This is a genomic window from Pseudoalteromonas sp. TAE79, assembly GCF_000498015.1.
Taxonomy (GTDB): Bacteria; Pseudomonadota; Gammaproteobacteria; order Enterobacterales; family Alteromonadaceae; genus Pseudoalteromonas.
On sequence record NZ_AUTL01000058.1, the window covers coordinates 1 to 13996 of the forward strand.

General features: G+C 40.3%; 11 protein-coding genes. 4 read left to right on the top strand and 7 right to left on the bottom strand.

Annotated features, from left to right (window positions below; genetic code table 11):
• Positions 1–80: 80 nt before the first annotated feature.
• A complete protein-coding gene (gene istB, locus L655_RS0102045) occupies positions 81–836 on the bottom strand; it encodes an IS21-like element helper ATPase IstB (RefSeq protein WP_024603886.1) in 756 nt (251 codons plus the stop codon).
• Positions 837–850: 14 nt separating this feature from the next.
• Entirely contained in the window at positions 851–2395 is a 1545-nt protein-coding gene (istA, locus tag L655_RS0102050; protein WP_024600838.1) for an IS21 family transposase, read from the bottom strand.
• Positions 2396–2599: 204 nt separating this feature from the next.
• On the opposite strand from istA, the gene L655_RS0102055 reads away from it, so the two are divergent.
• Positions 2600–2887, top strand: coding sequence for an endonuclease (locus L655_RS0102055; protein ID WP_241764425.1), 288 nt, complete (start codon positions 2600–2602; stop codon positions 2885–2887).
• 337 nt (positions 2888–3224) lie between these two features.
• Here L655_RS0102055 and L655_RS0102060 read toward each other — a convergent pair whose 3' ends face one another.
• The gene (locus L655_RS0102060) at positions 3225–3821 is read right to left on the bottom strand and encodes an HD-GYP domain-containing protein (RefSeq protein ID WP_024603935.1); all 597 of its coding nucleotides are present in this window, start codon (positions 3819–3821) and stop codon (positions 3225–3227) included.
• 647 nt (positions 3822–4468) lie between these two features.
• Here L655_RS0102060 and L655_RS0102065 point away from each other — a divergent pair.
• Together L655_RS0102065 and L655_RS0102070 are read left to right on the top strand one after the other, a co-directional pair.
• Entirely contained in the window at positions 4469–5806 is a 1338-nt protein-coding gene (locus L655_RS0102065) for a cyclic GMP-AMP synthase DncV-like nucleotidyltransferase (protein ID WP_024603936.1), read from the top strand.
• Between the two features lie 3 nt (positions 5807–5809).
• A complete protein-coding gene (locus L655_RS0102070; RefSeq protein WP_024603937.1) occupies positions 5810–6394 on the top strand; it encodes a hypothetical protein in 585 nt (194 codons plus the stop codon).
• Positions 6395–6687: 293 nt separating this feature from the next.
• Here the strand turns inward: L655_RS0102070 and L655_RS0102075 are convergent, their stop codons facing one another.
• The gene (locus L655_RS0102075; protein ID WP_024603938.1) at positions 6688–7533 is read right to left on the bottom strand and encodes a hypothetical protein; all 846 of its coding nucleotides are present in this window, start codon (positions 7531–7533) and stop codon (positions 6688–6690) included.
• A 72-nt stretch (positions 7534–7605) separates the two neighbouring features.
• A complete protein-coding gene (locus L655_RS0102080) occupies positions 7606–8187 on the bottom strand; it encodes a hypothetical protein (protein WP_024603939.1) in 582 nt (193 codons plus the stop codon).
• 188 nt (positions 8188–8375) lie between these two features.
• On the opposite strand from L655_RS0102080, the gene L655_RS0102090 reads away from it, so the two are divergent.
• Positions 8376–8753, top strand: a complete 378-nt coding sequence (locus tag L655_RS0102090; RefSeq protein ID WP_024603940.1) for a hypothetical protein — start codon at positions 8376–8378, stop codon at positions 8751–8753.
• Between the two features lie 314 nt (positions 8754–9067).
• On the opposite strand, the gene L655_RS0102095 is transcribed toward L655_RS0102090, so the two are convergent.
• Positions 9068–11956 carry a type I restriction endonuclease subunit R gene (locus tag L655_RS0102095; RefSeq protein WP_024603941.1) on the bottom strand — a complete coding sequence of 963 codons (2889 nt, stop codon included), beginning with the start codon at positions 11954–11956 and terminating at the stop codon, positions 9068–9070.
• Positions 11957–12009: 53 nt separating this feature from the next.
• Positions 12010–13995 (bottom strand): RNA-binding domain-containing protein, encoded by a 1986-nt coding sequence (locus L655_RS0102100; protein ID WP_029751550.1) that lies wholly within the window; start codon positions 13993–13995, stop codon positions 12010–12012.
• Position 13996: the final 1 nt, after the last annotated feature.

Below are 13996 nucleotides of genomic sequence, written 5' to 3' on the forward strand. Positions count from 1 at the left end.
TGCGTATTCCGGTGATGGTGAACACCGATTCCGGTTTTATCGTGAACACTTAAATTCCACGCATTGGGTTCATGACATTTTTAACCTAAGTGTTCACGATGGTCAATTTTAGATTGAATTTTTCTCATAGACTCCCCCTTTAATTTTATCCGATGAGCATTGTGCATTAGTCGATCTAAAATGGCATCGGCTAAGGTATTATCGCCGATGGATTGATGCCATTCTTCGGTGGGTAATTGACTGATGATGGCGGTTGATGAACTGCCGTGCCTATCATCCATGATCTCCATTAAGTCATTTCGTTGTGCCGCTTTAAGTGGCTCAAGCCCCCAATCATCTAAAACGAGTAAGTCGATCTTAGCGAGTGACTGTAACATTCGACTGTAAGTGCCATCTGCTTTGGCTTGTGTCAGCGCAAGCATCAACCTTGAGAGTCGGTAATATTTAACGCTGTAGCCTTTCATGCATCCTGTATGCGCAAGCGCACAAGTGATATAGGTTTTACCGCTACCGCAAGGGCCTGTGATGAGTAAGTTTTGTGATTTATTCAGCCAATCACATTGCAGTAGCGATGCCATCATCGATTGATTGAGACCTCGCGGGTGATGATAATCTATGTCTCTGGCGTTAGCGGCTAATTTAAGTTTTGCCGCTTTAAGTAAGCGTTGTTGTTTTCGGCTCTCTCGGTCTTGGGCTTCACTGTCTGCTAGCAGTTGTAGTCGCTCATCGAAGGACAACCCTTCATAAGTACTTGGTTGTTCTATTTGGCTCACTAAGGCGTTGGCCATACCACTGAGTTTGAGTTGACGAAGCTGAGTTATCGTTTGTTCTAACATAGAATTTCCTTACCTTAATGGAAGCTTTTAGGACCACGGATATTTTCATGGGATTGTGGCAATAACGTCGACGGCTCTTCTTGCGTTCGCGGCAATTTATCTTGGTTGCTACTGAGTATGTCTTTGATATGTTTTAACCGATATAAACTGTATTGATTGGCTATCGCACAGGCGTTATTGAGCCGATCGGCGGGATAGCTTCTTGATAGGTTGAGTAAGCCTAAGCACACACGATACGCTTGTTCTTCATGTTGTTTCTGTGCCAATTGTGCTTTCACCCAGAGCAAAACGTCATCTCCAATATCTTTCGCCCAATTCATTAAACGCCCTGGTGACCATTTATGATGCTTCTCATGCTTTACAGGCATGTGCTCGGATGTGGTGGTCATGCCCGGATGATATTTTCTCGGGTGACTGGTGATGCGTTTATGCTTGAAATAAGCCTCAATCAAGTTGTCTTTGGCATGAAGTTCAAGCTTTTCACCCACCAAGTGATGGGGTACCGAGTAAAGATGGTTATCATACTGAACGTGATAATCAATATTCACTTTGACGTGTTTAATATCCGTGAATTGATAAGCTAGTTTGGGCATGGGCGCGAGGGCGGGTTTGTCGATTGACTCGAACCATGATTGTCGTGTCCCACTCAGTTGCTTAAAGGGCTTATTATTGACCTCAAGCAGTAAGGCTTTGATGCAATGGTTTAGCTCAGCTAATGAGAAAAAGGTTTGGTGTCGTAACTTGGCGAGTATCCAGCGTTCAATGATTTGCACGCCCACTTCGGCCTTGGCTTTATCTTGTGGTTTTCTGGGACGAGCAGGCACAATCACGGTGCCATAATGCGCGGCCAATTGCTGATAACTCGGGTTAACATCAGGGTCGTAGCGACACGCTTTACTGACACCACTGCGTAAATTATCGGGGATAACCATGTCAGGTATACCGCCGATAAATTCAAATGCTCGCACGTGACTGCCGATCCAGTCGGGTAGACTTTGGCTCCAGGTTGCTTCACAAAATGTATAATTTGATGCGCCCATCACCGCCACGAATATCTGGGCGAACTTCACTTCACCCGTCGCATTACAAACAATGGGCATCGTTTGACCCGCATAATCGACAAAGAGTTTTTCTCCTGCTTTATGCACTTGTCGCATCGAACGTTTTTGCTTTTTAAGCCAGGTCATGTAGCGATCGCAGAACTGAGAATAGCTGTAACAACGATTCGGATATTGCTGAGTATATTCTTCCCAGAGTAAGTTCTTGGTGACGCCTTTGCCCGTTAATTCTTTTCGAATGGCTGGCCAATCTGGCACTTCAAATCGCTGGGATGGCCGAGTGTCGGCGCGAGGATAGAACTGACTAGCAAGCACAGAATCATCAAGCTCGTCGGGCAGTGGCCAACTTAACGATAAAGCTCTGGCTTTAGTGAGTAGTTTTTGAATACCACCGACACTGATCTTAGTGCTGGCACTTATTTTTCTGACACTGAGTTGGGCAGCAAAATGTAGCCTCAACACTTCTCGAATTTTACGCATTGTGATCCTCTTAGTCGCCATATCCCTTCCTCAGTAATACAAAAAGGAAATAGCTTAACAAAGTAATTAATAATCAATGCGTTGAAATTGTACTGGTTTGGTGTGAACACCGATTCCGGAAAATCAGTCAAAAGTGTTCACGATAAAACCGGAATGAGCGTTCACGCTAAAACCAGAACGGGTGTTCACGATGGGCCGGAATCACTGTTCACGATGCTCCGGAATATGCATCCAGCGGCTCAAAGCGATTTTGGACGTTGTGCGATGAAGATTGACGACAGCAAAGCTGAGCCACCTGAAATGGCTAGAGGGCAAATTGCGCGTACTTATCTGTATATGGAGAACACCTATAAACGATACAGCATGAGTAAAGCACAAAGCCAGATAATGAATGCGTGGGATAAAATGTATCCTGTAGATGCTTGGGAATGTACTAGAGCAGAAAAAATTTCAAAGTTACAAAAGAATCAAAACGATGTAGTAAAAAGTCGCTGTGAGAGTAGAGGTCTTTAAACATATCATCTTAATCATAATTTATGAAAGCTTAGAATTAATAATCAATTATATTAAGTGATTTTCAACGTGAAACCCTCAGATTTTATTGGTTAGCTTTTAATTCAGAATGAAGAGCTTTGAGCGAGCAGCAGACGGTCGATCAAAATCATTTTTGGACAAAAACGAGTTAGAGCCGAAGGTCGGCTCTGTGCCATTTGCAGACATTAGCAACGCCTGAGCTCAGGTGCATTTGAGACAACGCCTGCTTTTGCGTTAGCAAAAAAGTGGGTGGCGGATCAAATGTCATCTGCAGAGACTTTTTAGGCAGCGTTCACCGTATTCTAGGAACGAGCGTTTACGAGGCACGTGCCGAACTGGCCTTTATGACTTTTGTAAACAACAAAAAAATATTTGGATCAAACTTCGTGTCCACTTCATGCTTCAAGATATTCATAGTTTCAAGGTGCGATTTAGCCATGCGGTATGGCCTGCTAGTCGTCAGTGCATCATACGCATCAATGATCGAAAGTATTCGACTACTCAGGGGAATATCGGCACCAGCCAGTCCGTCTGGGTATCCGCTTCCATCAAATGCTTCATGATGATGTCTGACAATAGACGCGACCTCGTCTCTGTTTGTCAGGAATGTCTCACTAATTATTCTCTCACCGATAACCGAGTGAGCCTTTATCTCTTCTCTTTCATCAGGTGTGAGCTTTCCAGGCTTCGAGAGAACAGTATCACGAACTCCAATCTTACCCACGTCGTGTAATTGACTGGCAATACGCAAGTCATCTAATGAGGGGGCACTCAAATCGGCCGCACGCCCCACTTCCAACGCAAGCACACAGACGCGGTCACAATGGCCTCTAGTATACGCATCGCGCGCGCACAATGCCGTAATGAGTGATGGGTAAGCATTTTCTTGATCTGGTGCGAGGGCAAAAGCCATTGAATATCTCTCCTTGTTCAGCAACGCCTAACAATTTAATAGTGCGCTCATCACGCATATTTTTGCTGACTTCAAGCTCATCTATCCACATTCCAACAAATAACCGAGGGTATTTCAAGATTTTAAATAAATTTAAATGTAGGATATACGCGTTGCTCGTTTGCTTGACTATATGAATAAACGACACAACTTTATCTATTAATTAGCCCTAAATTTAGCCATCCTCAATGACCGGTTATCGCTCTTTTGAGGCATTCGCCTAAACACGTTTTGGGGCAAAGGTGAGTTATATTGATAAATCGTCGATGGACAAAAACGTTTCAGAGCCGAATGACGGCTCTGTGCCATGAGCGGACATAGATAATTCTTAATGTGTGAAGTCAAGATTTGACCGATTCGCTTCATTCGCTTTAGAAGTAGCAGGGATCACTCTCCGAACTTAACATTGCTTTGTACAGGATTTCCCAATGTTCATCTGTTAACATTAGTCTTGGCATGGCGAGTCGCTATTTTTTGTTTTTGGCGAAGTAAATTATACCTGCTCACTATGATGTTTAAAAAGTATACTTGAAAGGTCAACAGCCTCTAGTATCGCTTAGCGGTCATGTAGTTGATATACCTCTATAAAATTAAAAAAGGAACTTTATATGTCATGTACCAATCTTTTTTACCTCAAAGATAGCGATGAAACTCTCCATAGTAGACTTACTTTATCAAAACTTCTGTTAAATAAAGGAGTGGCTAGAAAAAATGAACTTATTGAATTTTTAAGAGTTGAACTTAAAGAAGCGTTTGATTGCGATGTTAGATTTTGGATTCAAGGTTCTTACAAGAGTCATACCCTAATCAGGCCATTAGATCGCTATTCTTCTTACGATATAGATATCGGTATTTATTTATTTTTTGATGCAGAATCTGAAGGCATTGAGGCATCAGATATCAAAGAAACTTTAAAAGATGCGCTAATATCTTACACTAATATCAATGATGAATGTGAGCTTCAGGATTCAAAAAATGCATGTGAAGGGCTTAAATTTAAGTCATATTTAACTATAGATACGCCCATTTACTATTGTATCGAAAAAGAAAAGGTTAGATTAGCTACCGATAGTGGGTGGATCGATAGTGATCCCAAGTCCATTCAGGATTATTTAACAAATTCTTTTGATAAGGAATCTGATAGAGCCTTAATGAAACGAGTTGTTAGATATCTAAAAGCATGGGCAAACATTAAGTGGCAAAATCAGAAGTACAAAAAGATTCCTTCACTTGCTTTGAATGTTTTGGTAGCAGAACATCTACATATTAACGATTGTGATGATGTTTCATTTATTGAAACTGCAATTAATATTTGTGAAAAACTGGAATTTATCTTTAAAGTAGATAGCCCTCTTGATGGTAGCAACCTTGTTCATATGCCTGAAGAAGATCAAGCTTTTGCTCATAGGCAATTAGATTCTTTAAAATCAATTTGCATTGCTTCTCAAGATTCAGATGACGCTGACAGAACTTTTATTTTCTCGAACCTCTTCGAACATTATTTCCCACAGGTTAGCTTTAATGAAGAAGGTCAAGCAGGCTTACCAACATTGACTACTGTGCCTGATTTGTCGGTTAGTCGATATGACAAAAATGGTAAACACATAGAAACAATTAAGTCAGATGAAATTACTGTCTTTAAAGGCGAATCTATGACCTTCAGCATTAATAATAAAACAGCATTTCCACCTGACTCAAATATTCATTGGACTGTAAGAAATATTGGAGATCAAGCATCTGATTCTAATGATATTGGGCACAAAACTATCACACAATTATCGGATAGTGAGAAGCGCGGTGCAGCATATACAGGAAAACACTCAATGGAATGCATTGTTGTAGCTAACGGAAGTGTTAAAGGGGTAAATCTAGTCAATGTAAACGTTAAGCCTGCAAAAACAGTACAGCGAAAGAGTAAAATATTTAAAGGTTCTGGAAGGAGATAGATTATGTGGAGTGTAGTACCTTTTAAAATTAAATTATGGATCATTATTCCATTTAGTATCCTACTTTATCTTCTATTCAGCACTGTTATTGGATTTGACCTGATTAAATCTATTACCACTACTGCATCAGTAACTGGGATATCGGCTTTGTTATTTGGAGAGTATGCTTGGAAGTATATCTACATGATTAAACCTGAATTTTTCGAAAAATATATATGTCCAGATTTAAACGGGCAATGGCTTGCAAAAATAGAATCTAATTTTGATGGTGAAACAACTGTTGAGCTTCCATTAGAAATTAAAGCTAGTTTTTTTTCTATAAAAATGATTATGCATACAAATTACGGAAAATCTAACACATCTATTTGTAGGATCTCTAAAGAAGATGATGGCTCATTCGAACTCAACTATATGTATCGAGTACAAAATGATCGAGCTAAGAGAGGTGACGCTCAATCTTATGATGGCGCAGCTAGAGTGAATCTAATTAACTCTGAGATTAAAGAGCTTAATGGGGTATTCTTTACTAATCGCTGTTGGCGAGAAGGAAAAAACACAGCAGGCAATGTCAGTATAACTAAACAATAAATCAGATTTTTATTTGTTCAAAAACAAGTTTACCCGACCGTCCGCTTATCGCTCAAAGCCGACCTATAGAGTAATTACGTTAACACGTTTTGGGACAAAGGCGAGTTATATTTATAACCCGCCTTTGGACAAAACCTTGTCAGTGGCTTTGCTAATTTAGTAACTGATGAATTATTTATAGTATGGAATACCGCTTTTATAAGTGGCGCTGACGAAAGCGTACATACCAAACTCCAAACCCAAAGCACCGAACATTTTGCGTTCACTCAAGTAACTTATTAGCTGCATTCCATTCACTTGAGAGACTCTTTTTCGAACTTGAGCGCTTCTGTACGGTCGCCTAGATATCTTGGCACGCTCTGTAGTGCAATAAAGCCACCTACTGGTTTGTCATGGTGTCCAATGATAAGGCCGCCATAACAATTGTTAGCATGATTTTCACTTAGTAACATTGAATTGTTAGTAACCAAAATATTTCTTGGTCTTATTAAAATCTCCACACCATTTCTCAGTAAGCGTCCACGGTTTATAACTACACGACTCGGTGGATAAAACTCGATTTCAAACAGGATTTTTTTGTGCGCTTCCCTAATGGTTAGTTTTTTACCTACTAACTGTATGTCCCACGGCGAAGTTGAGTATATTAATTGATTATTCTTGATATGTAGCACTGGAGAATTAAATTCATCAAACACAACCAAATTGAGCAACAAATGCCCATCCGCTAGTATCAAACCAATAAGAGGCGTACCATCAACGCTTACTGGTACCATAGCTGTACCATATCCCTTGTCTTGACAAGTGAAACTATTACTACCAATTTCAACTGTGGCTTCAGTACCAGCAAAGTGTAAATTATAGGGCTTTGAATTACCCTCTCTCAAATTGTACGGAGATTTGTTAGCCGCACGCACAACTTCAATAGGAAGTAACCCACCAGTTTTTTCTCGATGGTGCTGATCGCATAAAAGAGTAATTTCATCAGCTACATGACGCTTGACAACAGCCCACTCCTCCATATGTTCATATTCATATAGAGGCAAACCACAAATCACGCAGCCAAAACCACACCTTTGACGAACTTCCCGTTGAATTGGTAGTGGGATATTTCGATTATTACATTGTTCTATTTCACACATAGTTTTCCTTGATTATCGGCATACAGCTAACGCTTTGCTAAACAACTCTGACTGCTAATACTTGTTATGCTTTTATTCAAATTCACAGACAAATTCAGCCATACCAGCAGGTAACTTTACCCATTTACTCTCAAGAGAACGCCAAAACAAGCGATATTCTTTTTGCCAACTATCATCTATCGACTTAAGGAAATGATTTCTTTCATGATTGTCTGTATAAAGACAATCATCCATTCGACCTTTACACCCAAGCTGCTTATCAATAACTCTCCTTAACTTTTCAACATTGATAATTTTGACGCAACATTTTTTCCTCATTTCCTTAGCGATATCAGGTGAAAACTCATTGCAAAATGATAATATCAACCCATCTTCATTAAAGTAGCTCGCGTTGACCACATCAGGCATTTTTCTACCATTAACGGTGTTGTTGGTCATAGTTAGGCCTTTTACTTGAGCACCATCTGCTATGTGTAAGAACGGAGATAAGCCTTTTAGGTCTACAGGTGAATCATGAATTAAGTTTTCATCAGGGGTATAAATTCCTTCCCGATTGTCACTTAAATAAGAGCTAGCTAATGCTATTGGAATCTCGCCGCCATTGACCCATGCATCAGCCCATTCCACTTCTGTTAAATATAAGTATTTTTCCATATCATCCTCTGAAACATAATTCATTTTTCGATGAGTGCTTTCCAATCGATAAAATCACTCAAATTTACAATTTGACTATCATCGACGAAGCAGCCTTTGAATGGAGAATCTTGCACAATCTCTGAAAAGATACGCTTAAATTGACCTAGCACTTCCGCTGTATTAGTACAGCTTTCAAATGAGATTACGTGGTATGCGCCATAACACTTATCTGGTGGTACTCAGAAGAAGATAGATCTCGTCATAACCATATTCTAAGGCTAATTAGTGAAAAAGAACGAAAGTACTTTTATTCTTTTGGTTATGGCGCATTATTTATTTTAGTTAGGAGTAACCTTGAATCAGGAGGATTATTTGGTTTTACAACACTTTTTTTGGTAATTGCATTCGGTATGTGGCTTGGTACAAATCCTATAATCCAAAAATTTGACGTATTTTATCATGTTAAAGGCGGTGAACCTGAACATATTACTCAACGTTTTACTGTATTTTCAGCAACATCAAACAAAATCGGATTAGTTTCTGTTTCAGCTATGCTCATAGCTAGCTGGATATTTATTTGGTAATGAGTACTAACAAGTCACTGCAAAGAACGAAAAACAGGTGACTGTGCTCGTACCTTGCTATTTTAGCCTCAAGTGAGGTGATACCAATATCCGTTTCTGGCACGTAGCGGCCGAAAAAACTAGTCCAGAAAGTTATCAGCTTTACAGTCTCATTTTTATACTTTGTTGTGTAATTTCAATACACGTTGCCCTGCTACACTAAGATATAGCTTTCGTAAACTCACTCCAAATACGTTCGAAATTCATAAATACAACATTTTTTCTTATACGTCCCTAACAAACCGTTCACGGTTTACGAAAAACACCTCACTCCTTTAAAACCCTGCGATAAACGTATCAACAAAGTGTTTAAATTTATCCGTTATTACTGGCAGTATTCTTCTGCGTTGTAAAAGGCTGGGTTTGGTTTCTAGTACATCAGCAAAGTCATCCCTTAGTGGCATTTCGTCACTTAGCTCATAACGCGTTACTAGCTTTTCTAGGCGATCTTGGTTTAACTTTTGCTCGTGGGCAAACCTCTCAAGCTCTAGGCGCTTTTCTTTTTCCCAATAAAGCTCAAACTCTTCATCAACGTCAGCACTGGCAGGTATGCCTTGTAAGTGCTCGTCCATAAACTTATCTATAAGTGCTTTTTTACTTAATAAGGTTGGATCTGTGGCTATAAGGTTTGCTATTACTTGACGTTTACGGGCTTTTTCGTCGCCGCTTTCTTCGCCGTGTAACTCTCGCAATAACTGCAAAATATAGGTTACATTTACTATATCACTGTGTAGTAGCTCTAGTTCAAAATCAACGTCATCTAAAACCGATACTTTTTCTTTACTTGAGTTCTCACGTAGCTGCCTGCCAAGGTCGGCATACTTACTCGTATAATCTTGAAACTCTTGCTCGCCCATAGCGGTTGAGTCCATATCAAAATCAGCAAAGTTGCTTAACATGTTCTTTAAGCGCATAAGCTCACGAAACTGCCTCACAAACAACGCCTGAGCTTCTTCATCAGGTAAAGCATTAACTGAGTCAACGGTAGGCGTAATTGCGATTAGCGCACCATAGGCGTCGTTAAAATCGACTAGTAGCTCATTATACGAAGGGGTTTCTATATATTCTTTAGGCTGCTTGTTTGAAAACAGCGTAAAAGCAATGTCAGCAGCTTTTTTAAGGTTTCTAAAACACACTATATTGCCGTGCGATTTAGTTTCACCCAATAATCGATTAGTGCGCGAGAAGGCCTGCACCAAACCATGATATTTAAGGTTTTTATCAACGTACAACGTATTGATTTTTGGGGCATCAAAGCCGGTTAAAAACATATTCACCACCAGCAATATATCAATCTCTTTGGCTTTAACGCGCTTAGATATATTTTTGTAGTAGTCTTCAAATAACTTACTGTCTTTGGTGGAGTAGCTTGTACCAAACATAGCATTGTAGTCGTTAATGAATAAGTCTAACTTATCGCGGCCATGTAGCTTGACGGCTTGCCCTTCATTTAAATACTTAACAGAGGCTTCTTTAATGCTTGGGTCATCACTATTACCTAGTTCGTATTCTTCCTCTTCATTAGCCTCATAGCTAAATATGGTGGCAATTTTAAGGTTATGTTTTCCCTGTGCCTTTTTCGCTGCAAATAGCTCATAGTATTGAATAAGCTCAGCCACACTTGAAACACAAAACATAGCGTTAAACTCACGACTATGCGTTTTACGATTATGCTGGGAAATAATGTAATCGGTTATTTTATCTAAGCGCGCAGGAGAGGTTAAAAGCTCTTTGGTGTCGATGTCTTCAACTTCAATGTCCAGGTTGTTGTTAGAGCCATCTTTGTATTGGTAACGCCCAACGTACTCAATAGCAAACTTAAGCACGTTAGCGTCGCGTATTGCATCCACAATTACATAAGGATGTAAGCACTCACCAAACAAATCTTTTGTGGTGCGTTTAACTGAGTTTTTAGCAACGGCGTTGTCGGCAAATATAGGCGTACCCGTAAAACCAAACAACTGCGCGTTATTAAAAAATTCGGTAATATTTTTATGTGTATCACCAAATTGGCTGCGGTGGCACTCGTCAAATATAAACACAATGCGCTTATCCTGCAGGCTTTGCATTTCTTTTAAATAGCGCTGTTTAGTCACCACGTTATTAAGCTTTTGTAGTGTAGTTACCACCAGCTTAGTATTACGATTTTGATTAACCTTTTTGCCTTTCATAGGCTTATCTAACAGCTGGTGGAACAACATGCTGGTGTTGTCGGTGCTGTCTACAGAGCCTTTTACAAACGCATTAAACTCAAGCGCTGTTTGGTAGTCTAGGTCTTTACGGTCTACTACAAATACTACTTTATCAACCTCACTCAGCGAGGTCATAATTTGCGCCGCTTTAAACGAGGTTAACGTTTTACCCGAGCCCGTTGTATGCCAAATATAGCCATTATCAGTTGTGGTTTTAACTTGCTCTACAATCGCTTCTACTGCATAAAACTGGTACGGCCTAAGCACCATTAAGTACTTACCTGTTTCATTAAGCACTATGTACTTGGTTAGCATATGCGTTAAGTGCGAAGGCGTTAAAAATGCTTCGGCAAAGTCATGTAACTGGCTTATTTTATTATTTTCATTATCAGTCCAGTCAAAGGTTTGCTTAGCCGACATTTCACTGTTGTTAGAAAAGTACTGGCTATTAACCCCATTCGACATTACAAACAGCTGCACATAGTTAAACAAACCATGGTTGGCATGAAACGAATGCTTTTGATAACGCTTAATCTGGTTAAACGCTTCTTTTAGTTCAATACCACGGCGCTTTAGCTCTATTTGTACCAGCGGCAAGCCATTAACCAATAGCGTTACATCGTATCGGTTAGTGTACGTGCCCTTTATCGTTATTTGTTGCGCTACCTGGAAGCTGTTTAGATGCGGCTCATCAAATAATAAAGTTAAGTGCTTGCTGTCGCCGTTATCAAGTGTTACATCAAGTTGGTCCCGCAGTATTTTGGCTTTTGCAAATATATTACCTTTACCAAGCTTACCCAATATTTGCGTAAACTCAGTATCGCTTAATGTACAGCTATTCACTTTTTCAAGCTGCTGCTTAAGATTGACCTCAAGTGCGGCGTTGTCCTTTAAAATTACGCGCGTAAAGCCTTGCTCGCTAAGCTGTGCAATTAAGTTATCTTCTAATTGTTGTTCACTTTGGTAAGTCATTATATCTACAATTCCTTGGTACTAGCCTTATGCAATACATTCATAGCTTGTTGCTAATCTTTGTGTAACTTATAACCCTGCTCAGGGTGATTCGGTATTGTTGGGTAGGCCAAAAATAATACCTGCTCTTTAACCATCTCACGTAAGTAATGCTTTCTCAATGTATCAGTATTCATGTTAAGCAACTGCGCTATATCGCTAAGCCTTAAGCAATTAGGAGCCGACTTAGTACATAAATCAATTATCGCTTTTTGTACATCAGGCTTTTGTTTACGTCCTGAATTTTTGGCAATAGACGATGCTATTTCTTTGAGTTCAAGCCAAAGGTTAGAAGCACTTAAATCGAACTCCGGCACTGGCGGATTGAGCTCCGGCACTAACTCCGGCACTGGCGGGTTAAGCTCCGGCATTGGCTCTGTTAAGTCCGGCACTTCATTAATTGTTTTACTACCAATCAAGGGCAACGCTGCCTGACTAGGTGATAATACAAAGCTAATGTTCCTACCAGCCTCATTGTCTGGCGTTGGCACTTCTATCCCTTTTAAATGATATATCTTGCCTCGGTGCTGGCCTGCCGACTCCAAGTACCCTGCATTAACTAACTGGCTTAACGCAAGTGTCACTTCTCTCGTATGCTCTGAAGTGAGCGAACAAATACGCTCGTGGTTAAACCATGACTCAGTGATAGCGGTCATTAAAATGGTGCGTTTTAGCTCGCTTAGTTTGTTATAACCTTCACCATACGTTTCAATTAGGCGTTGGTGTAACTCTGGCGATACCATGTTTACCATACGCAGCTCTAATAAGGTTTGGTTTAACTCGTCTTTTTCGTATAGATGTGGGGGCTGCCAGTTTTGCGCTTTACAATTACTGTATATTTTAGGAATACCCGAGCCTGCTTTTTCGCTCAAACCAATATTTAAAAACATTTGATGAATAGCGGGATTACGGCACTGGCTATTACCGCCTGCTTTAGCTTCATGTACAGGCACTCGCATAAGCCCTGCATTTCTAAAGCCGATAAAGTCAGGGTGTTTTTCAATTAAAATATTACTTTCGGTACTAAAGTCTGCATGTGCGAGGGTATTAACAAGTGCTTCACGAATAGCCTCATGCGCTGGGGTTGTATCTTGCCGTTGCCCGCCATCGGTTAGGTTAAAACCTACTTTTAAATCTACCGTGAGCTTACGGTAGACCTTACGATAAAAGTCAAAAGCATTTCCCGACCAAGAACCATCGGTATAAATTCGGTCTATCCAGCGGTGTGTACTGTCGTCTTTTTCTTGATAATCGAGTGCAAAACTTGGTAGTGCGTCTTGAATCGCATCCCACTTACCAAACATTACCAGGCCTGCAAGGGTTAAGCCTGCTTTGCCTGTTGCGCGGTCTTTTTGCCAGCCACGTATTGAACGCAAAAACTCTTGGTCGCTCAATTCTAAAAAAGGGTGTTGTGGTTTGGCATCAACAAACATTTGTCTATAAATACGCAGGCTTTCGGGGTCTATATCGTCTAGGGTAAAGTGCTCTAAAATGCGGTTATCACGCACTTCCTCTTGCTCTGCCAGCATTTTATTTACTGTCGGTGGCAAACACTTTTGGTCGGCCTCATAACGGCGCTGATAGGTCCCATTAAGTGGGTTTGCATTTATAAATACAGGGCGGCTTTGACGCGGAGCGCGTGGCACAGTAATCGCAATAACTGATTTCCCTTCAAGTGTTTCAACGCGCACGTCGCTTTCGCTGAGTAAATTAACACTCACTTTATTGGGGTTATTAACAATATCCCAAATATTCTTAATTAACGGTACTGGGTTTGTTATACCCTCAACTGTAAATGTGCCTTTTTTTTCTTTAATGCCCAATAAAATTAAGCCACCACGGGTATTAGCAAATGCACTATAGGTTTCCCACATATCGTTAGGCACTGCGCCATGGCCGTCGCGGCCACCAGCCAGCTTGCACTCAACCTCTACGCTCTCTTGCAAAGTTTGAATATCAATAATATTCGCTATTGGATTGTCATTAATTTTATTAGTCATT

Bases quoted from the DNA above. Each gene is read 5' to 3' on its own strand.
- istB (WP_024603886.1), bottom strand. From the start codon at position 836: ATGTTAGAACAAACGATAACTCAGCTTCGTCAACTCAAACTCAGTGGT.
- istA (WP_024600838.1), bottom strand. From the start codon at position 2,395: ATGGCGACTAAGAGGATCACAATGCGTAAAATTCGAGAAGTGTTGAGG.
- L655_RS0102055 (WP_241764425.1), top strand. From the start codon at position 2,600: ATGCATCCAGCGGCTCAAAGCGATTTTGGACGTTGTGCGATGAAGATT.
- L655_RS0102060 (WP_024603935.1), bottom strand. From the start codon at position 3,821: ATGGCTTTTGCCCTCGCACCAGATCAAGAAAATGCTTACCCATCACTC.
- L655_RS0102065 (WP_024603936.1), top strand. From the start codon at position 4,469: ATGTCATGTACCAATCTTTTTTACCTCAAAGATAGCGATGAAACTCTC.
- L655_RS0102070 (WP_024603937.1), top strand. From the start codon at position 5,810: ATGTGGAGTGTAGTACCTTTTAAAATTAAATTATGGATCATTATTCCA.
- L655_RS0102075 (WP_024603938.1), bottom strand. From the start codon at position 7,533: ATGTGTGAAATAGAACAATGTAATAATCGAAATATCCCACTACCAATT.
- L655_RS0102080 (WP_024603939.1), bottom strand. From the start codon at position 8,187: ATGGAAAAATACTTATATTTAACAGAAGTGGAATGGGCTGATGCATGG.
- L655_RS0102095 (WP_024603941.1), bottom strand. From the start codon at position 11,956: ATGACTTACCAAAGTGAACAACAATTAGAAGATAACTTAATTGCACAG.
- L655_RS0102100 (WP_029751550.1), bottom strand. From the start codon at position 13,995: ATGACTAATAAAATTAATGACAATCCAATAGCGAATATTATTGATATT.